The organism is Paraglaciecola sp. L3A3, assembly GCF_009796765.1.
Classification (GTDB): Bacteria; Pseudomonadota; Gammaproteobacteria; order Enterobacterales; family Alteromonadaceae; genus Paraglaciecola.
In genome coordinates, this window is record NZ_CP047023.1 from 2,365,059 (window position 1) to 2,389,798 (window position 24,740).

Genomic DNA, 24,740 nt, shown 5'->3' on the forward strand with positions numbered 1-24,740 from the left:
AGCCCCGTTTTTACACGAGGCTTTTAGTATATCATTTGTACTAGTTAGGTTGCGATAAACTATAAATATAAGATGCAACTAAATGTATTTTCTTTTCACCCAAAGTATTTTTGAAAGAAGGCATGACACCATTCCTTCCATGGGTGACAGTTTCAATAAGCGCTTTTTCAGTACCACCATATAACCAAGTTTGATCGGTTAAGTTAGGGGCACCAAAGGCGTGATTTCCCTTTCCATCAGGTCCATGACAAGCAACACAATTAACGAACTTTTCTTTACCGGCGGCTACTAGTGCAGGATCTAAGTCAGGTCTATTGCTTAAACTGAGTGTATAAGTTATGACCTCTTTAACGCCTTTTTCGCCTAAACTATCAATCCATGCAGGCATTAAAGCTTGCCTACCATTGACAATAGTTTCTGTGATTTTTTCTGGGGTACCGCCATATAACCAGTCATTATCGGTTAAATTAGGAAATCCACGTTGTCCACCCGCATCAGAACCATGACATTGTGAACAATTTTGGCTAAATAAACGTTGACCAATTTTTAAGGCTTCTGGGTCTTTAGCTAGTTCAGTAATAGGTTTTTTATAGTATGCATCGAAAATTGGTGCAAAGGCTGCATCGGCTGCAGCTACTTCACGGTCATACTGGCTAATCATACCGTTTGACTTTAGGGCTTCTACTGCTGCTTTTGACTCAGCTAAAGAACGAATATTTTGATTCGAACTTTGCCAATTTAAAACACCTTTGAAGTTACCTAAACCTGGGTAAAGTATTAAATAGATGACGGCCCAAATAATACAAATATAAAATAAGATGGTCCACCATCTAGGTAGTTGATTATTTATTTCGACAATACCATCAAATTCATGATGCATATCTTCGCCTTCACCAATACCTGTTTTGTTTGATAAACACCAGCGAAGTAACAAAAAACAACCTAATATTGTTCCCAGTGTAATAACTGAGATCCATATGCTCCAAAAACTACTCATCTACCTTAGACTCCCGCTTGCTATGCTGAGGTTCATCATCAAATATAAGCTTTTCTGCTTCGTCAAAATTTGCTTTTGATTTGTTACTGAAAGCCCACCAAACAACACCGATAAAACTAACAAATACCACGACTGTGTATATGCTACCACTTGTTGCGTAATCCATATTATTTCAACGCCGTGCCAAGTGATTGAAGATAAGCAATTAATGCTTCCATTTCAGTCTTACCTTTGACTGCGGCTTTGGCATTGCTAATGTCTTCATCTGTATAAGGTACGCCAAAGTCTCTAAATACAGATAATTTTTTGCTAGTAAGTTCGCCATCTAGAGTATTTTCCATTAACCACGGAAAGCCAGGCATATTTGATTCAGGCACAACGTTTCTTGGGTTAATTAAATGCACTCTGTGCCAGTCGTCACTATATCTACCACCTACCCGGGCAAGATCTGGCCCGGTACGTTTAGAACCCCATAAAAATGGGTGTTCCCAGACCGACTCTCCAGCCACTGAATAATGACCATATCGTTCAGTTTCAGCTCGAAAAGGACGGATCATTTGACTATGACAGCCGACACAACCTTCACGAATGAATATATCACGGCCTTCCATTTGTAATGCTGTATAAGGTTTTAAACCATCTACTGGTGTCATAGTTTGTTGTTGAAACATTAGCGGTGTAATTTGTGCCATTCCACCTAAACTAATCGCAACTAAAATTAGAACAGTCAAAAGACCAACGTTTTTTTCTACTAACTCATGTATGTTTTTCATTAATTGGCCCCCTTACGCTGCTTGAGTTTCAGGCTCAAAAGCCGGTTCTTTTAAACTATCGCCTTTGATGGTTCTGTAACAGTTATAAGCCATGATAAACATACCTGTAACTACAAAAAGACCACCAATAAATCGCACTAGATAGAAAGGTTTAGAAGCTTCAAGAGACTCAACAAAACTATATGTTAATGTTCCATCAGCGTTGATAGCACTCCACATTAAACCCTGTAATACCCCTGATATCCACATGGCAACTATGTATAACACAACACCAATTGTGGCTAACCAAAAATGTACGTTAATTAGTTTAACACTGTACATTTTAGGTCTATCAAATAACACGGGAATTAAATGGTAAATAGCACCAATTGATACCATAGCTACCCAACCTAGCGCACCTGAATGAACATGCCCTACAGTCCAATCAGTATAATGGGATAGGGCGTTTACAGTTTTGATGGCCATCATAGGACCTTCAAAAGTAGACATACCATAGAATGATAAAGATACTACTAAGAAACGTAGTATTGGGTCAGTTCTCAATTTATGCCATGCACCAGATAATGTCATTATACCGTTTATCATACCGCCCCAAGATGGAACAAATAGGATAATAGACATTGCCATACCTAAAGATTGTGTCCAATCAGGTAGCGCTGTGTAATGTAAGTGGTGAGGACCAGCCCAAATATAGAGGGAGATTAAAGCCCAAAAGTGAACTACTGATAAACGATAAGAGAAAACAGGACGGCCAGCTTGTTTAGGTACAAAATAATACATCATACCTAGAAAACCAGCTGTTAAGAAGAATCCCACAGCATTATGCCCGTACCACCATTGGATCATGGCATCGACAGCGCCTGAATAAATGGAATATGATTTGGTCAATGACACTGGAACAACCATGCTGTTGGCAATGTGTAGTACTGCAACAGTCACCATAAATGCACCGAAAAACCAATTAGCTACATAAATATGTGACACTTTACGAATAACTAATGTACCAAAAAATACAATGTTATAAGCAATCCACACAATAGCAATGAGAATATCAATTGGCCATTCTAATTCAGCGTATTCTTTAGTGCTGGTTAATCCCATTGGTAGAGTAATAACAGCTAATACTATGACCAGTTGCCATCCCCAAAAAGTGAATGAAGCAAGTTTGTCACTGAATAACCTAACCTGACACGTACGTTGTACAACATAAAATGATGTAGCCATGAGTGCACATCCACCAAATGCAAAAATAACTGCATTAGTATGTAATGGCCTTAGCCTAGAAAAGGTTAACCATGGTGTATCGAAATTTAATGCTGGCCAATATAATTGGGCCGCAATTAACACGCCAATCGACATGCCAATAATTCCCCATATTACGGTCATTACCGCGAACTGCCGAACAACTTTGTAGTTATATTCGGGGTGTACTTGAATAGCTTCACTCATTTAATGAATCTTCCACTCTATTAACAATTATTTCACTGCTTCATTGCAAGTATTTAACTTGATTAACGTTATCTTTCAAATTGCTGTGTAAGCAATTGAAATTACTTCTGTTTCACTTAATAACCGTACGTATATTAAGGTTATATGAGTGAAAAAGAAAGGGATAACACGCTTGTTAGTTATCTTTATTTAAATCACACTTAACAATAGTTTAGTTTAACCGTTGTGTGATTTTGAATCTTTCTTTTTTTTCTAAAATATTAATTATATTGCTTGTTTTATCATCAATCTTTGGTGTTTTTTTATATTTTCATAATGACAAGTACATAATTCCATCGAGTCAATGTGATATTGATGGCATGCGTGTATGTCGTTTAATTAATGATCAGAAGATACTATCCGTACAATTTACCCAACCAATAGAGTTGGAAGAAGAATTAAATTTGCTTATTAAAGTACCAGAATCTGTTGTTTTACATCAAACTTGGGTGCAAGGCATTAATATGTACATGGGAAAGAGTGCGGTAATGGTTGAGTCAACATACTCTGAAGCAGGCGGACTGGCGTATCAAAGTAAATTATTTTTAGGCGCTTGCAGTGAGCCAGATATGAAATGGCAGTTAGTTGTACAAACAAAAGATAGTGAGCAAAATATTCAATCATATTTTTTTAACTTTGAGACTCACTATTAAATTTGTTGTCAGTTATTTACACAACCACCATCTACTAGGGACAGAGTTAGACGTATTTTATAATTGTGATTGTAAATAATTGGCTAAACCTAATCTTTTGATTAAACCCAGTTGTTGCTCTAACCAGTGTGCATGATCTACTTCAGTGTCATCTAGTAAGACTAACAACATATCTCTTGTCACATAATCTTGTTCAACTTCACACAGAGCCATAGTTTCTCTTAAAGCTTGTGCTACTGCATATTCTACGCGTAGATCGCTTTCTAGCATAGACGGTACATCAGTGCCAATATGTAAACCATCTCGGGTCACCATGTCTGGTGTCCCTTCTAAGAACAACATACGCTCTATTAGTTTCGTTGCATGGCCTTTCTCATCTTCAAACTCATGGGATATGCGTTCATATAACTTGTTTAAACCCCAATCACGATACATCTCTGAATGTATGAAATATTGATCCATGGCGGCTAATTCGAAAGCCAGTAAACCATTGAGTTTGTCTATAATGACTTGTTTGCCTTTCATAATTAGTCCTCTTCTACTTGTGTTTGTAGGTAGTTTTCTATACCCATATTGGCGATTTGATACTCTTGTGTTTCAATCCAATCAATATGGTCTTCTTCATAACTTAGAATAGATTCAAGCAGATCTCGGGATACATAATCTTGTGTGACTTCACATAAATTTATGGAGTTTTTGAGTAACGGTATTTGGTTGTTTTGAAATGACATGTCACAACTCAACATTTCGACTGTATCTTCGCCTATCATTAATTTACCTAACATCTGTAGGTTAGGTAAACCTTCAAGAAACAGGATCCGTTCAATTAACTCATCGGCTTGTTTCATATCTTTGATCGATTTTTTATAAGATTTATTGTTTAACTTTTCTAATCCCCAATTTTTATACATGCGGGCATGTAAAAAGAATTGATTGATTGAAGTTAACTCATAAGTTAATACTTCATTTAATGCTGCAATGACTTGCTTATTACCTTGCATGTTTTGACTCTAAACTATTAATTCATTTGAACCAGTATAGTGTATGGTTTTATATATATCTAGGTAAAAAATAATAAAAACCTATTAAAAACAATTAGATAAGGAATGATAACTATTCTTGTTTTTATATCATTTAATATTAAGGTTGTTTTGTTATTAGCTGCAAACTTTCTTCAGCAAAACCTGTTCCCGCTTCGGTAAAAAAGTTAAAGACTTTATCTGCTCCTGCTTTTAACAACGGTTCTATTTCATCTTCATAGCGAGCAATTGCTGCTATTTTACCTTTATAATTAGCATGTTGTAGCTGTTCAGTAATGTTACAAATATCGTCTGTTGAGGGAAGGGCGAGTAAAACAAGTTTGATGTTGGTCAAATCCATGTTTTGCCAAAGATCAACATCTTCCCCATCTCCCGTCATCACCTGTAACCCCATTTCTTTTAACATTTTGATTCTGACTGGGTCTGCATCCATTCCCCATACTTTATTACCAATAATAGAATGTAATGAGGTATAAGCACCTTTTCCTACTCGACCAAGACCAATTACTATTACTTCGGCATTGATGGGCTGACAATGCATATCTTCAGGAAGAATAGTGGCGTGTTCAAATACTCTTAGTCGAGATTTTAAATGGTTATATTGATTGTGTGATGTTTTATAAACAAAGCTAGTGAGTACAAAGGAAAAGGACACTGCCATAGCTAAAATTACTAACCAGTCTGCAGTCAACCAACCTAAACTTACTAATAATGCAACCACGATAAGACCAAATTCACTGTAGTTAGATAGCACTAAACTAGCTAGGTAACTGGTTCTTGCCCGTAACTTTAAGGCGGTAAACAATTTAAAAAACAACATAAATTTGATGGGAATAAACAAACATAAAATTAATGCGGAGAGGGTTAATTGTAAATTAGGCAGTTGACTTAAGCCTATAGTCAAAAAGAAGCCAATCAAAAATAAGTCTTTAAAGTTCATAAGTGACTTTGACAGTTCTGTGGATTTATTATGTGTTGCGACGAACATACCTATTATTAAAGCACCTAAGTCGCCTTTAATACCGACTAGCTCAAATAACTCATATCCGCCAAAAGCCAACATGAAACCGGATAAAATTAACAGCTCACCATGACCAACTGAATCAAGGATTTTTGACCAAATAGGTTTAACAAAAAATAATAATAATAAGGCTAAAGCCCAAATTGACGGGATTTTCCCTGTTGCAACCACTAAGAAAAGTACTGCAAAGATGTCCTGCATGACTAAAATACCGATAGCGAGTTTGCCATGACGGGTTTTGATTTCACCACTTTCTTCAAGAATTTTAACGATACATACTGTGCTGCTAAAGCTTAATGAGAAAGCAAGTAAAGCCTGTGTTGTCCATGTAAGAGATGTGAATAGATTTAAACCTATCCAAGAAAAAGCAATCAACACAAGATTGATAACAGTTACCCAAATTAAGGTGTGAGAAATACTGCCTAACCAAACTTCTTTTTTGTAAAGATCCCTGATGTTTAATTTTAAGCCAATGGTAAATAACATTAGGGTAATACCAAAATTAGCAATATTTTTAAGCGCGTCGCTTGCAGTAAAGTCAAAATAATTTAAGACAAAACCTGCCAATAAATAGCCTATTAATGTAGGTAATCTGAGAAGTTTAAGACCTAGACCAAAAATAAAAGCTAAAAGAATAAATGCGAAATCCATATGTATTGATTCGTTGACGGGATATATTTATATGTTAATGATTTTACTCTGAAAAGCTAGATACTTAGTGTATTCATATAGCTAGAGAATTATATTTGTTGGTTATTTAGAACGGGTCGTACGGTAATTAATCAATCAATCAATCAATCTAGTGTGATTGCACCAAGTAAGTTCCAGCAGGACTGTTCATTGGGCAGTAATATTATTAGAAAATACTTTTTATAGCTTTATGTCTAATTGTTAATTAATAATGTACTTATTCTTCACTAAAAACAGATTTAGTAAATAATAATGATAAAAAAGGAAAGTGTTATGAAAACTCTTACAACAACAGCTTATATATTGGCTTCCGTGTTTATTACTGGTTGTTCTGGTATACAGTCAACCAATGAGCCTTTAAAAGTCTTAATAGTTGATGGACAAAATAATCATACTGTATGGCCAAAATCGACTCAAATGATGAAACAAACACTTGAACAATCTGGGCGTTTTGATGTTGACGTGTATAGAACGTTAGTCACTTGGAAAGGTGGGAAGTTATTGGAAAACTTTCCATTAAATGATGGAAAGGTTTATCGTGATTTACCACAACCGCAAACGGATCCTGCATTTAAACCTGATTTTTCTAAATATGATGTAGTGATTTCAAACTTTGGCTGGAAAGCTGCTCCTTGGCCCGAATCTACTAAACAAGCTTTTGAAAAATATGTATCCAATGGTGGAGGTTTTGTCACTGTTCATGCTGCTGATAACTCTTTTCCTGAATGGAAAGCTTACAATGAGATGATTGGCTTAGGCGGTTGGGGCAATAGAAATGAAACTGATGGTCCTTATGTCTATTTTGATGATGCAGGTAATAAAATTGTTGATGATAGTAAGGGGGGGGCAGGTGGACATGGTAAACAACATGAGTTTGCTGTGATTACCCGTGACAAAGCCCACCCAATTACAGAGAATATGCCAGATACTTGGATGCAGAGTAAAGATGAACTTTACAACAGATTGCGTGGACCTGCTAAAAACATGACGGTTTTAGCCACTGCCTTTGACGATAAAAAATTTAATGGTTTTGGTCGACACGAACCTGTGCTTATGGCTATTACCTATAAAAAAGGTAGGGTATTTCATACTACTTTAGGTCATGCTGAGCCAGCGTTTACCAGTTCTGGATTCACTTCTAGTTTATTGAAAGGCACTGAGTGGGCAGCGACTGGAAAAGTCAGCCTTTAAAACAAGTTGTTTAGCTACCCTGATAAAAATAAGATTTTAATAGGGTAGCTATAGTTTTATTTTTTTCTTTTTTGTAAAGCATTCAATTTGTTAAACTCACGAACAATAAGTAATCTTTATATATTAAATTTTTTTACTATTTTTATATACGGCTGCAATCTTTGTATGTGATATATCTCGCCTAAGTATGAATATTTTTTGTTCATATACTTGTCCATATTTCTTTCCATCATTTACCTAATTCCCTATATAAATAGAGATTAATCAATTGTTGCTAATTGAAATGTTAATTTGTTGATTAATTTCCACCTGTTTTGTATATAAATAGTCGACAAAATAAACTTAATGATTACAATGGTCGGCAGTAAGTTTTTCGTATATAAATTTGTAATGCTTATCATTAAGAAGAGCATAACTAATAAAAAGAGAGTGATTATGGAATCTAAACCTCAAAAGAAGTATTCAGCTCCAGCCTTAGAGAAAGGTCTCGATATTTTAGAATTACTTTCAAAAGATTCTACACCTATTGGTACCACGACTATTGCAGAACGCTTAGGGCGTTCAAATGCGGAAATTTACCGCATGATATTAGTGCTTGAGCAACGTGGATATATAGAAAAAGAAGAAGATAGTGAAGGTTATCTAGTCAGTCGTAAACTATTACAATTAGGTACTGAACACGAACCGGTTAAAGATATATTAGAATATGCTTATCCTGTTATGCGTAAGTTAGCTGATGTGACCTCAATGTCTTGTCATATAGCTGTAGAGTCTCAAGACCAAATAGTGGTGATTTCCCGTGCTGAGTCGCCTAACCTTATGTCGTATTCGGTTCGAGTGGGTTATCGTCGACCTATTATATATTCAGCCTCTGGACAAATTTTGTTTGTGCATCAAGTAGCTGAAAGGAAAGAATCAATGTTGAAAATGTTGAGTAAATATCATTCTGAAACTGAAATTAAAGAATTTTTGGCTAAATGTAAAAAAGTAGCTAAACAAGGCATTTTAAAAGCTCCTAGCCGTTATGTTACAGGTGTTGTTGATCTTGCCTATCCAATTATGGATGGCGATACGGCTGTTGCTTCTTTAACTGTGCCATATATTGAAAGAATCCCTGCAGAAAAGTCTATAGATGAAGTCATTGAGTCTTTGAAAGCCGCAGCAGGTGAACTATCTAATGCTCTGACTTATGGGATCGTTCGAAAATCATAAATTTACTAGCCGTTTTAGATGTCTAAAACGGCTAGTCTAATTTTTCTTGTTATTTACACCCTTTGCTTCCCTCTGGTAACCCCACCAATTGTATATTTTTTATTTGTATTTCTAACTTACCCTGGGTGGCAATACTTAAAATATTGGTTACTTTTGTAAAGTTAAAATTGTTATCTTTATTAAAACAATTTAGAGGAATGGGTAATTGTTGCCAAGTATCTTTTTCTAAGTTTTTAAGAATGTTTTTAATTGGAAATTTTCCACTACACTTATTAGAATATTCACACCCCATAGAAAGCATGACATTATCATTTGGACTTCTCAGTACCTTAATATCAAAGCTCAAAGCTGCAATATCTTCTACTGAAGATATATCTATGATGTTTTTACCAAGACTAAAAAATGTATCTCCAAGTATATTCCCTCCCCATTCATTTTTGACTTGTTTACCCGCCCATTTTAAATTAAGAACTTTAATCTCACCTTTTTCTTTAATAGGTGTGACAATTAAATTTTTTCGTTCTGTTCTCGCTTTGCCGTTTTCTAGTGAAACAAAGTAATTCAGAGAATTACCAACATAGGCGACCCAATTAGGCACGGCCTTACCATTAATAATATATTGACTGATTGGATCTGGTGCTGCTGAGGCGGAATATGCGCTAATAAGTAGGGCAAGAGCTGCAAAACATTTACCTTTTATTGAAATTGATTTTATGTGTTTTGACATGATATTTCCTCGTTTTATTGTTATTTATTTAATTGTTATTTATTTAAATTTAAAAACACTGTTGCGCTAATTTAATTGCTTCATTTATATTAACTTTCTATTCTCAGATGATTTAAATTTCTGTTTTAGTTTTATAAGTTGATTTCAAGGCGCCTTGTAGAACACTTCTAGTGTAAATTAAAAGTAAATGATTTGTAAATAGCCGGCTTGTGGGCTTAAATATGAAACGACCCATTTATATTCAAAATTAATACTGGAATTATTTGGTGTTGCCGTTTAGAATTAAGTTACTGAGTTAAAAATCAATTTTTAGAAAGGGAGAAATTACACATATGAAAGCTGTAGTGTGTGTTAAACCAGGTGTTCTTGAATATAAACAAGTAGAGAAACCGCAGCCAAAAGCTGGCGAAGTTCTGGTAAAAATTAAATCAATTGGTGTATGTGGTACTGATATCCATGCATATGGTGGCAATCAACCCTTTTTTGAATATCCACGAGTTCTTGGCCATGAGCTATCCGGTGTTGTTGAAGATGCAGGATCAGATGTTGACCTTGAGAAAGGTAAAGCTGTTTACATCATCCCTTATATCAGTTGCCAAGAATGCGTTGCTTGTCGAAATGGCAAAGGTAATTGCTGTACGAACATCGAAGTGTTAGGCGTTCACCGCGATGGCGGTATGTGTGAATATATCTGTGTGCCCAAAGAATATGTAGTGCAAACCGATGGGTTAAGCTTTAACGATTTAGCGGTTGTTGAATGTTTCTCAATTGGGGCTCATGCGGTTAACCGTGCTGAAATTAAAAGCTCTGATACTGTTTTAGTGTTGGGTTCTGGCCCTATTGGAATTGGCGCTATTCAATTTGCCAAAATGTCGGGGGCTAAAGTATTAGTGTCTGATGTGGCACAAGAAAAGCTTGATTTTTGCCGTGAAAAATATGCTGTTGATGGTCTTGTTGATGCACTAGGCGATGTGACAGAACAATTAAGAGTACTGACAAACGGTGATTTCCCTACCGTCATTATTGACTGTACCGGTAATGTTAAAGCAATGGAGTCTACTATTGGTAATTTGGCCCATGGTGGAAAAATTGTTTTTGTTAGTGTTGTGAAAGCTGATATTTCTTTTAATGATCCTGAGTTCCATAAACGTGAAACTACTCTTTTAGGTAGTAGAAACGCCACTCGAAAAGATTTTGAAAATGTGGTTGATGGACTTAAAAATGGTACTTTAAAAAGTGAAGGTTTTATTACTCACTCGACTAAATTCAGTACAATGATTGAAAGCTTTCAAGATTGGACAAAACCAGGTTCAGGCGTAATTAAAGCCGTAATTGAGATGGATAATGCTTAAAATTGATTCACACCAGCACTTCTGGGTTTTTACAGAACAGGACTATGGTTGGATCGGTGAAGAAGAACAAGTTATCAAACAAGACTTTTTACCAGAGCAACTATCAGGATTATTAACCGAAAATAATTTTGATGGTTGTATTGCGGTTCAAGCTAGACAAACAATAGAAGAAACCAATTGGTTAGTTGAATTAGCTGAAAATAATAATTTTGTTAAAGGTGTAGTGGGGTGGATTAATTTAAAAGCTGATGATCTAACTCAGCAGTTATCTCAATATCAAAACACCCCATGTATTAAAGGGTTTCGCCACGTTTTACAAGGTGAAACCGACCCTAACTTTATGTTAGAAAGCAAATTTGTAAGGGGACTTAATACCCTAGCTCAACTTGGCTATCGGTATGATTTATTAATTTTTGCTCATCAACTCCCTCAAGCTTTACAGTTAGTTAAATTAGTTCCGAATTTAAATATAGTTGTGGATCATATTGCCAAACCTACGATTAAGTCTGGTTTAGCCTTTGATGAATGGCAAACCGCTATGTTAGCTCTTGGTCAATATGAAAATGTATATTGTAAAGTGTCGGGTATGGTTACCGAAGCAGATCCCAAAAATTGGCAGAAAAGTGATTTCACCCCTTATTTAGATACCGTTTTTCATGCATTTGGTGAAAATCGGATTATGTTTGGATCGGATTGGCCAGTGTGTTTATTAGGCGGTTCATATGTCGATATTAAACAAATTGTGGTTGAATATGTTGAGTCTCATTGTCCTGAAGCATTCGACAAAATCTTTGGTACTAATGCAGTAGAATTTTACCAACTGTAAATTACCGTTAGATATAAAATATTAGACATAAAAAAGCGATCTTCTGATCGCTTTTTAGTTCGTGAAATGTTTATCACCTAATCAGAAAGAGAGTAGGTGATTAGTTTATTTATAGTGTTACACCATTTTTCCAAATGGCGACTTCACGATTATCGTTGATTTCATTATTGGTTAATTTTCCTGAGGCCACCTCTAAAATATAATCAAATAACTTGTCTGCACATTCATCTACGTCTAACCCACTATCTAAAATCTGACCGGCGTTAAAGTCAATCCAGTGTGCTTTACGTGTAGCAAGATCAGAGTTAGAGGCTATTTTGATTGTCGGTACCGGAAAGCCTAAGGGGGTTCCTCGCCCTGTGGTAAATAACACTATATTAGCGCCAGCAGCGGCGAGAGCAGTAGATGACACAGCATCATTCCCAGGGCTTTGTAAAAGCGTTAAACCAGGATTAAGTGAGGCTTTCATTCCGTAACCAATAACTTCATTGATAATAGCTTTCCCGCCTTTTTGAATTGCTCCTAATGATTTTTCTTCTAGGGTAGTCAAACCGCCAGCTTTATTACCAGGTGATGGGTTTTCATATATAGGTTGATTATTTTTAATGAAATATTGTTTAAATTCATCTACTAACTCGACGATTTGCTGGAAAACCTCTTTAGTTTGAGCTCGGTCCATTAATACTTGTTCTGCACCAAACATTTCAGGAGTTTCGGTTAAAATAACTCGGCCGCCATAGTTTGTTAATTTATCGGTTATTCTACCCACAATGGAATTAGCTGTCAGACCACTAAAACCATCTGAGCCACCACATTTCATTCCCAAAGATAACTTTGATACTGGCTGTGGGGTACGCACGTCGTTAGACATTTCCGCTAGTAATTGTTCAACGCAGTTTATGCCTTCATCAATTTCATTGGATACTTCTTGGGAATTATAATAACGAATGCGACTTTTATCTAAGCCAGTCGTTGAGGCAATAAGACTAGATAGTTGGTTGTTCTCGCAACCTAGACCAATAACTAAAACACCACCAGCATTGGCGTGTTGGATCATACTAGCCAAAATGTTTTTAGTGTTAGATAAGTCATCACCTAGTTGTGAGCAACCATAAGGGTGAGTAATGGCAATAAAGTCATCAGCTTTACCTGCAAACTTTTGTCGGCATAAGTCGGTAATACGCTTAGCCGCTTGGTTGACACATCCGACTGTATTGATGACCCATATTTCGTTGCGAATACCAACTTGACCATTTTTACGTAAATAACCATTAAAAGTCGGACAGTTTTTTTCAACTACAGGAATATCTGGTTGAGTTGAATAGTGAAATGATTCACTACCATCTAATTTAGTTGCTAAATTCTGACTGTGAACATGTTCACCAGACTTTATATCTTGGGTTGCTTTGCCAATGGTATAGCCATATTTAATGACACCTTGGTCTTGTTTGATGTCTGCAATTGCAATTTTATGTCCGGGAGTAATATCTTCACTTAATTCGATCTCACGGTTTGCTATATTCAGTTTAGCCCCTTTGGATAAGGGTTTTATCGCTACTATGACGTTATCATCTGGATGAACTTGAATGATTAATCGTTCATTAGTATTTGTAGTATTTGTTAAGTCTTGCACAATATTTCCAACAATAGCCAAATCTTAGGTTGAATATACCATTTATATTTGAATGTGTTAATTTATAAATGATTAATTAATTCTTAACATTTGTTAACAAATGGTGCATAGTTCTTTTATAACAATTAAAAAGTCATCATGGAGTAAATAATGAGTGTAGGTTCTACCAAAAATGAGCAAAATTTAGCAAGTGGCAACACTAAACCTAAAATATTAGAAGCTAAATATATTCTACCTTTTATATTAGTAGCCAGTTTATTTCCTTTGTGGGGATTTGCTAACGATGTGACCAATCCTTTGGTTAAAGCATTTAAAGATATCTTTTTGATTTCCAATGCTCAAAGTAGTTTAGTCCAGTTTGCTTTCTATTTAGGTTATGGTGTTATGGCAATACCAGCGGCTATTTTTATTCGTAAATATTCTTATAAGTCAGGTATTTTGCTAGGTTTAGCTTTGTACGCATTGGGCGCGTCTTTATTCATTCCTGCTTCTTTATATATAGAGTTTAATTTCTTTCTTGCAGCACTTTGGATCTTGACCTGTGGATTAGCATTATTAGAAACTACCGCCAATCCTTATGTATTATCAATGGGCCATCCAGATACATCAACTCAACGATTAAACTTAGCTCAGGCATTTAATCCAATTGGCTCACTAACCGGCATGATGATCGCTTCTAGCTATATTTTGAGCGAGTTAAAAGTTGCAGAGTTTCGTGCTGAAGAGCAAGCCTCTAATCCAGAATATGCCAATATGTTACCCTCAGTGGTTGACGGTAAATTAACTGATGCTTTAGTCAATTTTGCACAAACTAATCCTATTGAACATCAAGCAATGCAAGCCGCTGATTTGATAACGGTTCGTGGGCCATATGTTGCTATAGCAGTTGTTGTCGCTATATTGTTTTTTGTATTCTTATTTAACAAGTTACCAAAAACTATCTCCCACGAGCATCCATTAACCGGCAAAGAATTAAAAGAAACGTTTGCTCGATTAATTGCCAATAAATGTTATCTAGAAGGTGTTGTTGCTCAAGCATTTTATGTGGGGGCACAAATTATGTGTTGGACCTTTGTTATTCATTACGGAATGACATCTGTTGGTTTAACAGCTTCTGAAGCTCAATCTTATAATATTGTTGCTATGTCTATTTTCTTAGCTAGTCGCTTCATTTGTTTCTTCTTACTTAGTTTTATACGTCCTGGGCAATTGCTAATGATATTAGCCGCAGGTGGTTTTGCTTTAACTATCCCAACTATTTTTGTTGGTGGCATGACAGGTTTATATTGTTTAGTGGGAATATCTGCTTGTATGTCTTTAATGTTTCCTACTATCTATGGTATTGCATTAAAAGGTATGGGAGACGATGCAAGTTTAGCTTCAGCAGGACTGGTCATGGCTATTGTTGGTGGGGCGCTAATGCCACCCATGCAAGGAGCATTAATTGATAGTGGTGAACTAATATCAGGCGTTCCTTCTGTACAGAGTTCATTTATTTTACCTGCAATTTGTTTTGTGATGATTTGTCTCTTTGGGTATAGAGCCCATGTTAAATATAAAATATAGTTAATTGTATACAATAATTCTTTATGTTGTTTTAATATGATGAAGGGCTTTTTTGGGGGAGTAAATTTTGACAATTAAAATAAATAAAACAACTGTTTCGGCGTTAGCATTAAGTCTGTCTTTACAAGCTTGTATTGTGCATGTTGATGCTCATAAAACGGATAATACTGAGAAAACCTATGCACAGTATTCTCAACAAGATTTAGATTATCTAGCCATCAGTAATCCGAATAAAATGAGTGCGGCATCTAAACGAGCGCTAGAGCGTAATTATCATAAAAATGAAGAATGGTTCGGTCATTTTAGAAAGCAGACATTAAAAGGTGATTTTGCCTATGAGCCAGGAGTTGTTCGCCGAGATCCGAGTAAAGTCTTATTTATTGATGGACTTTATTACACTTGGTATTCCAAATCTGTAGGAGAGAGTTACGGCTTTGGCACAGGTGATCCTGATGCAAAAGTGTTTCCTTGGGATAAAACACAAATTTGGTATGCCAGTTCAAAAGATGGAGAAACCTGGAAAGAGTTAGGCATGGCAGTGGGTGAAGGACAAAAAGGGGATTACGATGATCGATCTTTGTTTACTCCAGAAATACTAGCGTACAATGGAAAGTATTATCTGGTCTATCAAACTATTAAAGCGCCATACACTAACCGCGTTAAGAACCAAGTAGGTATGGCCATTGCCGATAGTCCTCATGGCCCTTGGAAAAAACTTGATAAGCCAATTTTATCAGCTGCGGATAATGGTATATGGGATGGCAATGAAGACAACCGTTTTTTAGTTAAAAAACAGGGCGATTTTGATAGCCATAAAGTTCACGATCCAACACTTGTAATCCATGGTGATAAGTTTCACTTGTACTACAAAGGCGAACGTATGGGGGAGCGCACTACTGCTGGCGGCAGAGAGATCCGTTGGGGAGTAGCCATTGCAGATAATCCCCAAGGTCCCTACATTAAGTCTGAGTCTAACCCCATCACCCAAAGTGGCCATGAGTTAGCCATATGGAATTACCGAGACGGCGTCGCTATGATCTCTTGTAAAGATGGGCCAGAGCAGGGCACTATGCAATATTCAAATGATGGGATTAACTTTGAAATTATGTCGTATATTCGCGAAGTGCCAGATGCCATAGGTACAGTCATGTCACTTGATGGTGATAAATACCCTGGGGCGGCCCTTGAATGGGGATTATCACACGAGTACCACATTCCTGAAGGTAAGCAATGGTTCGAAGGCTATAACTATATCACTAAGTTTACTTTCAAACCTAACAGAGGCTCAAAACGAAGTGAGTCTGTTATGGTTCAAAAGGAAAAAGATTAACCATTATTCCATCAGCGTTTGCAAATATTCAGCATGACTCGGTAAGATATTAACTTGCGCACCGATTGATTGGTTTACAGATTGAAAAAACGCTAAGGCTTGTTCTTTTGAACAGGCCTTATTCTTTTGCGACAGATTACTGGGAAACACATTTTGCCCAGTTAATACTTGTAACCAGCTTTGGTACGGGAAAATGCAGCCATTACTTAAGGTAATTTGACCAGTGGTATCGTACTGTTGCAATTTATTGTGTAAGGAATGGGGTATCTCCATCTGCTGGCAATATCGCCAAAATTCAGAATCATTCCGTTTTGTGGTGCAATAATGCATTAATAAAAAATCTCTTATTTCTTCCGCATCCTGTTGATACTCTTTATTAAACTTATCTTTTATCAGCTCTTTGTTAGCGGGAGAGAGTAACGCATCTTTTAAAGCAAAAGCATGTTTTTGGATCATATGAATACTTGTAGATTCTAGTGGTTCAAAAAATCCACTGGACAAGCCAATTGCAATACTATTTTTAAACCATGGCTGTTTTAAGTGGCCGGTGTCGAATTTTATTTCCTTAGCATCAGTGATTATTTTTTCCTTTTCTAACGCTCGTTCTAATTCACTTAACGTTTGTTCATAGGTAGAAAACTCACTGGCATAAACATAACCATTACCACGTCTATTTTGTAATGGTATTTGCCATCTCCATCCGTTTTTCATTGCAGTAGAACGGGTATAAGGAACAGGGACTTCATCAGATTGCGTTTGAATTGCAATGGCAGAATCGCAAGGTAAATATTGCTTGTATGAAATAAATGGAACTTTAAGCGCATGTTTATTTAATAAACCTCGAGTACCCGAACAGTCTACAAATAGTTGGCCGTTAATATATTGTCCATCGGATAGGATTAAACTTTGTATTTCACCGGCTTGATCAAGAGAAACAGATTTCACCGTTCCATTGATGTGTTTAACATCATTATCAACGGCAAATGTTTTTAGCAAGGTCGCTAATAATGAGGCGTCAAAATGAAAAGCGTAAAACAGCCCTGCTAAAGGATAATAATCACTTGCGTTATGGTTTAAAGGTAAAGTGTGAGGGGGATTAAATTTATTACTATAAGCCGCTAAAGCAGTAGGCGAAAATGCATTCAAAGGAGGCAAATCAAGCTCTTCTCTGAATTGTAACCAAAGATCGGTGAAGGTTGAATCTTGGTAAGAACTACCTACTAAACCAAAAGCATGCATATAAGAAGCGTTGATTTGGTGCCAATCCTGGAAGTGGATACCATATTTAAAGGTAGCGTTGAGTTGTTTAACTAAATCTTGTTGCTCAATTTCTAGATAGGACAATAAATTGACTATCGGAGGAATGGTTGCTTCACCGACACCAACGGCAGGAATGTCCGAGCTTTCGATGAGCGAAATAGAATAAGATTCTTTAGGTAACGCTTTAGCTAATACTGAGGCAGTGATCCAGCCTGCTGTGCCACCACCTACTATAACTATATTTTCTTTGTTCATAAAATGTCTTCAATCAATAAAAAAGCCTGCAATTGCAGGCTTTTAGTTTCGACGATAATAGTATTACTAGTTTATTACGTCTTCAACCAATTCTAATGAAAGGTTATCCATATAGGCGTCTACTTCACCCCCATTGTTACCTATAAAGTACAAGTCCATACGACCTGCGGCTTCAATTGATGACCAATCTTTTTCATCAAACAGAACTTCCACATGCACCCATTCTTGATTAACATATTTATTGGGATTATCTTGATCAGTTATGATTGGTGAATGCCATTTTTCAATACGGTCTGCCCAAGCCCCAGCTGGAACAAAATAAAGACGCATCGGATAGGCCGAACCAGTGTAGTTATTAATTCTAAGGTCGTAACTGAATTTTAAGTTACGATTCTGGCCTTCGCCTACTACTTGTGGCGTTTTGACATCAGGTAATGTGATACCAGCATGTTTAGTTCGGTCGACATTAATGTGTAAACCATACATACCATCCTTTGCCGCATCTGTTGATACTTCAACGATTGATGTTTCTGGGGTTTCCCAATATCTGGTCCAAGCGCCAAGTTCACCATTTTCAAAGCCAGGATCAAGGCCATAAAAATAGTTTGCACTAGGACCAACTGTAACCTGTATTGGTGTGCTAATTGATGGAAGCTCTCCAATAGTGGCAGTAACAACGACTTTATTAGCTGCAGGGTTTTCTGCATCATATTGTAAAGCTTTCATCTCACCTGTGAGGTAATCAATTTCCACAATTCCGGCAGGTTCTACTGTCCAAGTAACTGAATTATCAAATTCAACGGTATCAGGAACAAAACGCGAACCTAATTGAAAAGTAGATTCAACAGGAATAGTGAGTTCAGTAACTGGAGCACCGTTGTACATGACATCAACACCTAACGGATCGACTAAATCTTCAACCACTGCTGAAATCGTCTTAACTACTTCACCATCAGCTGACGTTATGGTAAATGTCACATTTCCGTAATCTATACCGCTGACGAGACCAGTACTAGAAACCGTTGCTATGGTTTCGTCTGAACTTGTATAGGTTCGGTTTTTATAGGTTGCGTTTAAAGGCATTACAGTTGTATTTAACTGGACTGTATAGCCTTTTGCCACGGTAAAACCGTCAGAGTGGTTAATGACAATGTCTTCAACCTTATCTTCAATACCTTGAACCGTAATAGTAAAATTACGCTCTATCGTTTCTTCAGCGCCGTTGTCAATCAGGTAGGTGAATTTGTATATCCCATTGCTGTATAACATTGGTGTATCATTTTCTGGATCAGAATCGTTGTTGATAGGTAGCGCATTTCGCGCTGCAACAGTATCTGGGTGGACAAGTACTTCCTTCCATGAATCTGTGACAATAAACATAGTATCAACAGATTTGTAGATACTTCTAAAGGGCAATTCAGCTCCTTCCCAATTAGGTATTCTTTGACCATTTTCGTCCAATAATGGCTCACCGTCTGCGTCTAATTGATCACGCAGATATGTGAATTTACGGGTGAAAATTTGCGACTTACCAGGATTTGTTACACCATCTAACATATCGAAAACAAGTATTCCACTTTCTTCATCTACGACTATATTTCTGTCGCCGTCATGGGTTGGCGGTGACAAGTTTTCATAATCGATATTATCCCCTTTATTACCATCTCCACAGCCTAAAAATATTAAGGATATTGCGGTGGCTAATGTAAGCTTTGTAAGTATTTGAGTTTTCATCTTACAATTTCTCCAATTTTCTAGTTAAACCTGAAATACAATTCAGGCTTATTTGATTAGTGTTATAAATTTAGAAGTTAATTCGTGCTGTTAAGCGGAATTGGCGACCAGTTTTCCACTCACGAATAGTTCTGCTTGTATCAGCATCTCCATCCATTGCGTTACCTTCGTCCAGTAAGACAGGTAATCCTGCAGCATCTACCATTCCTAAATCCATTTCTGTGGACGTGAAGAATGTACGAGATGTTTCGTCAGTTAAGTTTAAAGCGTGGAAACTGAAGGTAATATTTTTATCAAATTTATAACTCGCACTAAAATCTACTTTGGTACTAGCGTCTAGCCATTCAGCACCATTAGAAAGGCCACGGTTGACCAATTGGATGCCTTTATAACGATGTGCTAAACGTATTTGATGGCCATCTTTTTCCCAATAAATAGTAGTATTGGCACTATGTTTAGGCGTGTAAGCTTGGGGCAATGCTTTAAGTTCTCTTCCCGTTAATTCGAGGATTTCTGCATCATTTTCTGAGTTAGCATAGGTATAGTTAAAACTAGTGCCTAAACCTGAAAGTACACCCGGTAAGAAACTGAAATCTTGAGAATAATTAAATTCAACACCTTGTGTTACATTGCCTTTACCATTACGAACTATGGATGCACGCATGGTGTCACAACTTAAGTTAATAGGATTTTTAATACTGTCTTGCACTATACGATAGGGCATACAATCTGAATTTTGTGGTGTCATACCTTCTTCGATAGGTATGGCAAATTCACCCCAAGTTAAACTTTCACGTTCATATTCATCTCTAATATCTAACCAATAAATAAAATCGTTGACTCTTTCAGAAAAGTTTTTCATGTCTTTTCTAAAATAGGCTAGTGATAATAATCCAGTTTTATCAAAATACCATTCGAGTGATAAGTCAAAATTAGTCGATTCAAGCGGTTGAAGGTCTGGATTATAAACGGTCGCTCGGCTTACACCGTCTCCCCACACAGTTTCATTTGCACTAAAACCTGGACGCATATCATCAAAAGCTGGGCGTGCCATGGTTTTAGAGGTTGCAAAACGACCAATTAATTCATCACTGATAGCATAATTCAAGTTTAAGCTAGGCAATAATAAACTTGACTCCCCGCCGTCTGCTCCAGAATAGGTACGTAAGAATATATCTGTTTCATTTTCAGCACCAAAAATGCTCTCGCCGTAACGTAGTTGGGTACTAGGATCCGTATGTCTGTAGTTCCACCACCAGCTTCGAGTAGATTGGTTGTTTTGATCGACGCTAACAACGTTGCCCGCATCATCGTAGGTGACCAATAATTCACCTTCTGGATTCATGTAGGGTTCGTAACAAGGGTATTCATTAGGAATACCTTCTGTACCATCTATTCTTGTGCCTTGATTTCCGCCGACAACAGGTAAACATTGAGCCAGATCACTATTTGCTAATTGCCAATCATAAATAAGCTGATTACCGTCAAATATGCGATCGCCATTAAAGAAGTTAACTACTGGTGAGGCAAAAGATGAATTTTCAGTTTTTACGTAACGTAAACCTAAGTTACCGGTTAAACGATCATCCATGTATGAAAAGTTAACTTTTGCATATAAAGATATATTATCTTGTTCAACTACGCGGCTACCTGTTTCATTTTGTCTTAATTTGGCGTCTTCTATTTGAAATATCTCTGCAAAGGCTTTATTGGGATCTAGTAGTCCCCAGCCTTTTAAATAATCTACATTGTAACCAGACGATGCCCCTGGGATAAGTCCTTCCATAAAGTCGTCAACTGGCAATCCTGTTCCTGTGGTAACGTCTGCAAAACTAATGTCCCCGACAGATTCGCCTTTAAGAGGCAAGCCCGTTTCTGGGTCAAATAAGGTAATACCTGCGCCAGAAATTGTTTGATAATCTGTGTACACATCTTTAACTCGGTTAGACCATTTGGCCCCAAATTCGAGTTTATGTACACCGGCAAAATCAACGTCATAATCAAAATCTAGAAATACAGACTTGTTAGTATCAGAGGTTTCTTCTTCAAATCGAGACACATTGGCTAAATGTTGAGCATGGGGATCGAGTGGATTAAATCCTCCAGATGCAATGTTTTGTGTTCCATTTGTATTACCGTCTGGGGCAAAGATAAATGGTTGTGTGGCAACCACCATTTGGCATTGGCCTGTGGTGCAGTCATAGCCCACAGGCTCTAATATATCTAGAGGTGTGTTTTTAGTGACACTAACAGGAACAGTATTCCAATGAGCCGTACTTAGACTTGCATTGGGTAAAGAGTTATAATTTGTGCTTGAATATCCCGCTTTTAACGACACACTTAGATCATCAGTTAATAAATGCTCGATGGTTAATGTTGCTACTTTATTTTCAGTCTCGTTGCCACCGATGTTCCGGCCTAAACCACCGGAGCCATTTCTATTTAGTGCTTTTACGATAGTGTGATTAGATTCATCGACTGTCCACCAAAGTTCTTGTGGATCGGTAAAATCTACAGGGTCACCTTGTGGATCTATATCACCTTCAACGTAATTTCCATTATTAATTAAATCTGGTTTTCTTATGTTTATTCTATGGGAATCCCGTTCTACGACTTGTTTTGAATAACTTAAATCAAGTTGTATATCGGTATCTTCAGTAGGCAAAAACTGAAAACCTGTATTTACAGTCTTTCTTTTTCTAAAGTTTAAATCAGTTGCATAGGATTTACCATTAGCAATGATTGCCTTTGTGGCTTCAGTGGTGGGCAAACCGGTTTGAAGTGATGTTGCGCCACCAGCCCTAACGTCTACTACTTCATAAGGTGTTAGCCAGTCGCTACCTAAAGAGTCAGAGCGGGTGGCTTGGGTTTCGTCAGATGCGGTTATGATGAAACCAAAGGTTTCATCAAAGAATTTTTTAGAAAATGTACCTGAGAACTTTCTATCAGTTTCATCGGCAAATTCATTATATCGACCTTGTACTTCAACAATACGTTTGTCGTTGGCAATGTTCAGTGGTTTTACTGTTCTTAAAATAACATTAGCCCCTAATGAACCTTCATCATGGTCGGCGGCAGATGTTTTAACGACATTTATTTCAGCTAAAATATCAGAGGAAAATGTACTTAAATCAACACTTTGATCAGATACAGAACTACTTCCTCCGCCGCCACTCAAAGAAGAAGTTAAAGCGACACCATTTAAGGATACTTGGTTTAGTGAGGCACCAGCTCCCCGCACAGATATACGTGTACCTTCACCATCAGACTCTTGAACGGTCACCCCAGTGACACGAGAAAGAGCATCTGCGATATTTTGATCCGTTGACTTACCAATATCTTCTGAAAATATAGAGTCGGTGACACTATCCGATAATCTTTTTTGAGCAATAGATTTTTGTAAACTTCCTCTAAAACCGGTTACTTCGATGACTTCAGTTTCTTCTTTAGATTTTTTTTCTTCACCATCTACTTGTGATTGCGCAAATACACTACTGGCATGTGCAACACACAATACCGGAATCATGGCAAGTACTAGAGGCTTTAATTTAAACCTTGCTAACATATTGTGTTCTCCTAGCATAATTTAACTAACTTGATTGTTAATAACTGTTAAGAAGTAAATCATTGTTTATTAACATCATGGTTTTTGTGGTTGTTATTGAGTTACATATAAAAAGTGTTTTTTATATGCACTCATAGTATTTGTGTTTTACTGATTTGTAAATCCCTTGTTAAATCTAGTTGTGTACGTTTGTCTGGGAATTAAATTTTGTTCTATACATAAGTTTAACATTGAGAACATATGTTTTGTGGTTGGTTTATATTAAGAGTATGTTTTTATTATATTTATTTTTAATTGGTAATGCCTCTTTGTTGAATATCTACAATTAACTGTGTTTTTTTGCTTAACAATAAAAAAAATTAAATTTTTACTTTTTGAAGAGTTTTTCTTTATGATTCTTATATAAATTATTCTTTTTGTATGTACTAATGCCGTAGTTGCACCTTCTCACTTTAAAACCTTGTTTTAGCTTCCATCTAGCCTTTTAATTTACGTATGTGGGAGATATACTCCAACATTGTGTTAACAAAAATATAACTACATAATGGATTTACATATGAAAAATACTGCTTTATTGATAATTGGTTCTTTATTTTTACTTTCTTGCCAGTCAACGACTAATTCAGCAAGTAATTTAACTAACGAATGGACTGATTTACTTGATAAAGATTTAAGTCAGTGGGAGTTGTGGATGGGGATCCCTCATGATTCAGTGAAAGGTTTACCGGCAGGTACAGTAACCGAAAGCAACCTAAATGTGCATGGCGATCCTAGTAATGCCTTAGGTTTAAATAATGACATAAAAAATGTATTTAGTGTCATTGAAGAAGATGGCAAACCTGTTTTACATATTACTGGTGAAATTTATGGCGGTTTAACCACATTAAAAGAGTTTGAAAACTACCATTTAAGTTTGCAAGTTAAATGGGGTGAGAAAAAGTGGGCTCCTAGATTAAACGCTAAACGTGACTCTGGCGTCTTATTTCATTGTAAAGGAGAACATGGCGCATTTTGGAAAGTATGGAAAGCTTGTCAAGAAATGCAAATTCAAGAAAAAGATTTTGGTGATTACATTCCTTTGTCTGGGCCGAGTGGGGTGATCCGTACAGCTACACAAGGTGGTAAACAAACTTATGATCCTAAGGGACAGTATTTATCAAAAGTCACGGGGTATAGTCATGCGTCACACGAGCCTGATTATGCTAACGGCCTTTGGAATCAAGTCGACTTATATGTTGTGGGTGATGATGCCGTTTTTTCTGTAAATGGTGAGGTGGTCATGGTGATTGCACAATCCAAAGATAAACAGGGTAATCCCTTAACATCAGGCCAATTACAAATTCAATCTGAAGGGGCCGAAATTTTTTATCGTGATATAAAAATAAAAGATTTAAAAGCAATCCCTGCTTTTTAAATAATAATGGCTG

20 protein-coding genes are annotated in these 24,740 nt (G+C 36.7%); 8 read left to right on the forward strand and 12 right to left on the reverse strand.

Going from position 1 to position 24,740, the window contains the following annotated elements; all coding sequences use genetic code 11:
- Positions 1–40: 40 nt before the first annotated feature.
- From ccoP to ccoN, 4 genes are read right to left on the reverse strand one after another with little or no spacing between them, the layout of a single operon-like run.
- Positions 41–997, reverse strand: coding sequence for a cytochrome-c oxidase, cbb3-type subunit III (gene ccoP / locus GQR87_RS09925; protein WP_158968902.1), 957 nt, complete (start codon positions 995–997; stop codon positions 41–43).
- On the reverse strand, positions 990–1,163 hold the full coding sequence (locus tag GQR87_RS09930) for a CcoQ/FixQ family Cbb3-type cytochrome c oxidase assembly chaperone (RefSeq protein ID WP_158968904.1): 174 nt from the start codon (positions 1,161–1,163) through the stop codon (positions 990–992). The genes ccoP and GQR87_RS09930 overlap by 8 nt, the downstream gene beginning before the upstream one ends.
- Position 1,164: 1 nt before the next feature.
- Complete coding sequence (gene ccoO, locus GQR87_RS09935; RefSeq protein WP_158968906.1) at positions 1,165–1,770, reverse strand: cytochrome-c oxidase, cbb3-type subunit II; 606 nt, start codon at positions 1,768–1,770, stop codon at positions 1,165–1,167.
- 12 nt (positions 1,771–1,782) lie between these two features.
- Positions 1,783–3,219: a cytochrome-c oxidase, cbb3-type subunit I gene (gene ccoN / locus GQR87_RS09940; protein WP_158968908.1), complete on the reverse strand. Its 1,437-nt coding sequence runs from the start codon at positions 3,217–3,219 to the stop codon at positions 1,783–1,785.
- A 233-nt stretch (positions 3,220–3,452) separates the two neighbouring features.
- Between ccoN and GQR87_RS09945 the strand changes: the two genes are divergently transcribed.
- Entirely contained in the window at positions 3,453–3,911 is a 459-nt protein-coding gene (locus GQR87_RS09945) for a hypothetical protein (RefSeq protein ID WP_158968910.1), read from the forward strand.
- A gap of 57 nt (positions 3,912–3,968) precedes the next feature.
- Here the strand turns inward: GQR87_RS09945 and bfr (GQR87_RS09950) are convergent, their stop codons facing one another.
- The 3 genes from bfr (GQR87_RS09950) to GQR87_RS09960 all read right to left on the reverse strand — a co-directional run bounded on the left by bfr (GQR87_RS09950) (position 3,969) and on the right by GQR87_RS09960 (position 6,623).
- A complete protein-coding gene (bfr, locus tag GQR87_RS09950; RefSeq protein ID WP_158968912.1) occupies positions 3,969–4,436 on the reverse strand; it encodes a bacterioferritin in 468 nt (155 codons plus the stop codon).
- A gap of 2 nt (positions 4,437–4,438) precedes the next feature.
- The gene (gene bfr, locus GQR87_RS09955; RefSeq protein ID WP_158968914.1) at positions 4,439–4,912 is read right to left on the reverse strand and encodes a bacterioferritin; all 474 of its coding nucleotides are present in this window, start codon (positions 4,910–4,912) and stop codon (positions 4,439–4,441) included.
- Between the two features lie 139 nt (positions 4,913–5,051).
- Positions 5,052–6,623 (reverse strand): cation:proton antiporter family protein, encoded by a 1,572-nt coding sequence (locus tag GQR87_RS09960; protein ID WP_158968916.1) that lies wholly within the window; start codon positions 6,621–6,623, stop codon positions 5,052–5,054.
- Positions 6,624–6,935: 312 nt separating this feature from the next.
- On the opposite strand from GQR87_RS09960, the gene GQR87_RS09965 reads away from it, so the two are divergent.
- Together GQR87_RS09965 and GQR87_RS09970 are read left to right on the forward strand one after the other, a co-directional pair.
- Positions 6,936–7,853 carry a ThuA domain-containing protein gene (locus tag GQR87_RS09965; RefSeq protein ID WP_158968918.1) on the forward strand — a complete coding sequence of 306 codons (918 nt, stop codon included), beginning with the start codon at positions 6,936–6,938 and terminating at the stop codon, positions 7,851–7,853.
- A 435-nt stretch (positions 7,854–8,288) separates the two neighbouring features.
- A complete protein-coding gene (locus tag GQR87_RS09970; protein WP_158968920.1) occupies positions 8,289–9,065 on the forward strand; it encodes an IclR family transcriptional regulator in 777 nt (258 codons plus the stop codon).
- A gap of 49 nt (positions 9,066–9,114) precedes the next feature.
- On the opposite strand, the gene GQR87_RS09975 is transcribed toward GQR87_RS09970, so the two are convergent.
- Entirely contained in the window at positions 9,115–9,792 is a 678-nt protein-coding gene (locus tag GQR87_RS09975) for a putative glycoside hydrolase (RefSeq protein WP_158968922.1), read from the reverse strand.
- Positions 9,793–10,124: 332 nt separating this feature from the next.
- On the opposite strand from GQR87_RS09975, the gene GQR87_RS09980 reads away from it, so the two are divergent.
- On the forward strand, positions 10,125–11,144 hold the full coding sequence (locus tag GQR87_RS09980; RefSeq protein ID WP_158968924.1) for a zinc-binding alcohol dehydrogenase family protein: 1,020 nt from the start codon (positions 10,125–10,127) through the stop codon (positions 11,142–11,144).
- The gene (locus tag GQR87_RS09985; protein WP_158968926.1) at positions 11,137–11,970 is read left to right on the forward strand and encodes an amidohydrolase; all 834 of its coding nucleotides are present in this window, start codon (positions 11,137–11,139) and stop codon (positions 11,968–11,970) included. The genes GQR87_RS09980 and GQR87_RS09985 overlap by 8 nt, the downstream gene beginning before the upstream one ends.
- Before the next feature lie 109 nt (positions 11,971–12,079).
- On the opposite strand, the gene GQR87_RS09990 is transcribed toward GQR87_RS09985, so the two are convergent.
- Positions 12,080–13,618: an altronate dehydratase family protein gene (locus tag GQR87_RS09990; protein WP_158972960.1), complete on the reverse strand. Its 1,539-nt coding sequence runs from the start codon at positions 13,616–13,618 to the stop codon at positions 12,080–12,082.
- Between the two features lie 135 nt (positions 13,619–13,753).
- On the opposite strand from GQR87_RS09990, the gene fucP reads away from it, so the two are divergent.
- Both fucP and GQR87_RS10000 read left to right on the forward strand, forming a co-directional pair.
- Complete coding sequence (fucP, locus tag GQR87_RS09995) at positions 13,754–15,169, forward strand: L-fucose:H+ symporter permease (protein WP_158968928.1); 1,416 nt, start codon at positions 13,754–13,756, stop codon at positions 15,167–15,169.
- Positions 15,170–15,404: 235 nt separating this feature from the next.
- Complete coding sequence (locus GQR87_RS10000; RefSeq protein WP_158972961.1) at positions 15,405–16,499, forward strand: family 43 glycosylhydrolase; 1,095 nt, start codon at positions 15,405–15,407, stop codon at positions 16,497–16,499.
- 3 nt (positions 16,500–16,502) lie between these two features.
- On the opposite strand, the gene GQR87_RS10005 is transcribed toward GQR87_RS10000, so the two are convergent.
- From GQR87_RS10005 to GQR87_RS10015, 3 genes are all read right to left on the reverse strand, one after another.
- Positions 16,503–18,014: a tryptophan halogenase family protein gene (locus tag GQR87_RS10005; protein ID WP_158968930.1), complete on the reverse strand. Its 1,512-nt coding sequence runs from the start codon at positions 18,012–18,014 to the stop codon at positions 16,503–16,505.
- A gap of 66 nt (positions 18,015–18,080) precedes the next feature.
- Positions 18,081–19,748, reverse strand: a complete 1,668-nt coding sequence (locus GQR87_RS10010) for an Ig-like domain-containing protein (protein ID WP_158968932.1) — start codon at positions 19,746–19,748, stop codon at positions 18,081–18,083.
- A 70-nt stretch (positions 19,749–19,818) separates the two neighbouring features.
- On the reverse strand, positions 19,819–23,313 hold the full coding sequence (locus GQR87_RS10015) for a TonB-dependent receptor (RefSeq protein WP_158968934.1): 3,495 nt from the start codon (positions 23,311–23,313) through the stop codon (positions 19,819–19,821).
- A gap of 556 nt (positions 23,314–23,869) precedes the next feature.
- Between GQR87_RS10015 and GQR87_RS10020 the strand changes: the two genes are divergently transcribed.
- Complete coding sequence (locus GQR87_RS10020; RefSeq protein ID WP_158968936.1) at positions 23,870–24,727, forward strand: DUF1080 domain-containing protein; 858 nt, start codon at positions 23,870–23,872, stop codon at positions 24,725–24,727.
- Positions 24,728–24,740: the final 13 nt, after the last annotated feature.

Excerpts from the sequence above, each read along its gene's own strand:
- fucP (WP_158968928.1), top strand. The coding sequence starts at position 13,754 with ATGAGTGTAGGTTCTACCAAAAATGAGCAAAATTTAGCAAGTGGCAAC.
- GQR87_RS09930 (WP_158968904.1), bottom strand. The coding sequence starts at position 1,163 with ATGGATTACGCAACAAGTGGTAGCATATACACAGTCGTGGTATTTGTT.
- GQR87_RS10010 (WP_158968932.1), bottom strand. The coding sequence starts at position 19,748 with ATGAAAACTCAAATACTTACAAAGCTTACATTAGCCACCGCAATATCC.
- GQR87_RS10005 (WP_158968930.1), bottom strand. The coding sequence starts at position 18,014 with ATGAACAAAGAAAATATAGTTATAGTAGGTGGTGGCACAGCAGGCTGG.
- ccoP (WP_158968902.1), bottom strand. The coding sequence starts at position 997 with ATGAGTAGTTTTTGGAGCATATGGATCTCAGTTATTACACTGGGAACA.
- GQR87_RS09985 (WP_158968926.1), top strand. The coding sequence starts at position 11,137 with ATGCTTAAAATTGATTCACACCAGCACTTCTGGGTTTTTACAGAACAG.
- bfr (WP_158968914.1), bottom strand. The coding sequence starts at position 4,912 with ATGCAAGGTAATAAGCAAGTCATTGCAGCATTAAATGAAGTATTAACT.
- GQR87_RS09980 (WP_158968924.1), top strand. The coding sequence starts at position 10,125 with ATGAAAGCTGTAGTGTGTGTTAAACCAGGTGTTCTTGAATATAAACAA.
- GQR87_RS10000 (WP_158972961.1), top strand. The coding sequence starts at position 15,405 with ATGAGTGCGGCATCTAAACGAGCGCTAGAGCGTAATTATCATAAAAAT.
- GQR87_RS09975 (WP_158968922.1), bottom strand. The coding sequence starts at position 9,792 with ATGTCAAAACACATAAAATCAATTTCAATAAAAGGTAAATGTTTTGCA.
- GQR87_RS10020 (WP_158968936.1), top strand. The coding sequence starts at position 23,870 with ATGAAAAATACTGCTTTATTGATAATTGGTTCTTTATTTTTACTTTCT.
- GQR87_RS09960 (WP_158968916.1), bottom strand. The coding sequence starts at position 6,623 with ATGGATTTCGCATTTATTCTTTTAGCTTTTATTTTTGGTCTAGGTCTT.
- ccoN (WP_158968908.1), bottom strand. The coding sequence starts at position 3,219 with ATGAGTGAAGCTATTCAAGTACACCCCGAATATAACTACAAAGTTGTT.
- GQR87_RS10015 (WP_158968934.1), bottom strand. The coding sequence starts at position 23,313 with ATGTTAGCAAGGTTTAAATTAAAGCCTCTAGTACTTGCCATGATTCCG.
- GQR87_RS09970 (WP_158968920.1), top strand. The coding sequence starts at position 8,289 with ATGGAATCTAAACCTCAAAAGAAGTATTCAGCTCCAGCCTTAGAGAAA.
- GQR87_RS09965 (WP_158968918.1), top strand. The coding sequence starts at position 6,936 with ATGAAAACTCTTACAACAACAGCTTATATATTGGCTTCCGTGTTTATT.
- ccoO (WP_158968906.1), bottom strand. The coding sequence starts at position 1,770 with ATGAAAAACATACATGAGTTAGTAGAAAAAAACGTTGGTCTTTTGACT.
- bfr (WP_158968912.1), bottom strand. The coding sequence starts at position 4,436 with ATGAAAGGCAAACAAGTCATTATAGACAAACTCAATGGTTTACTGGCT.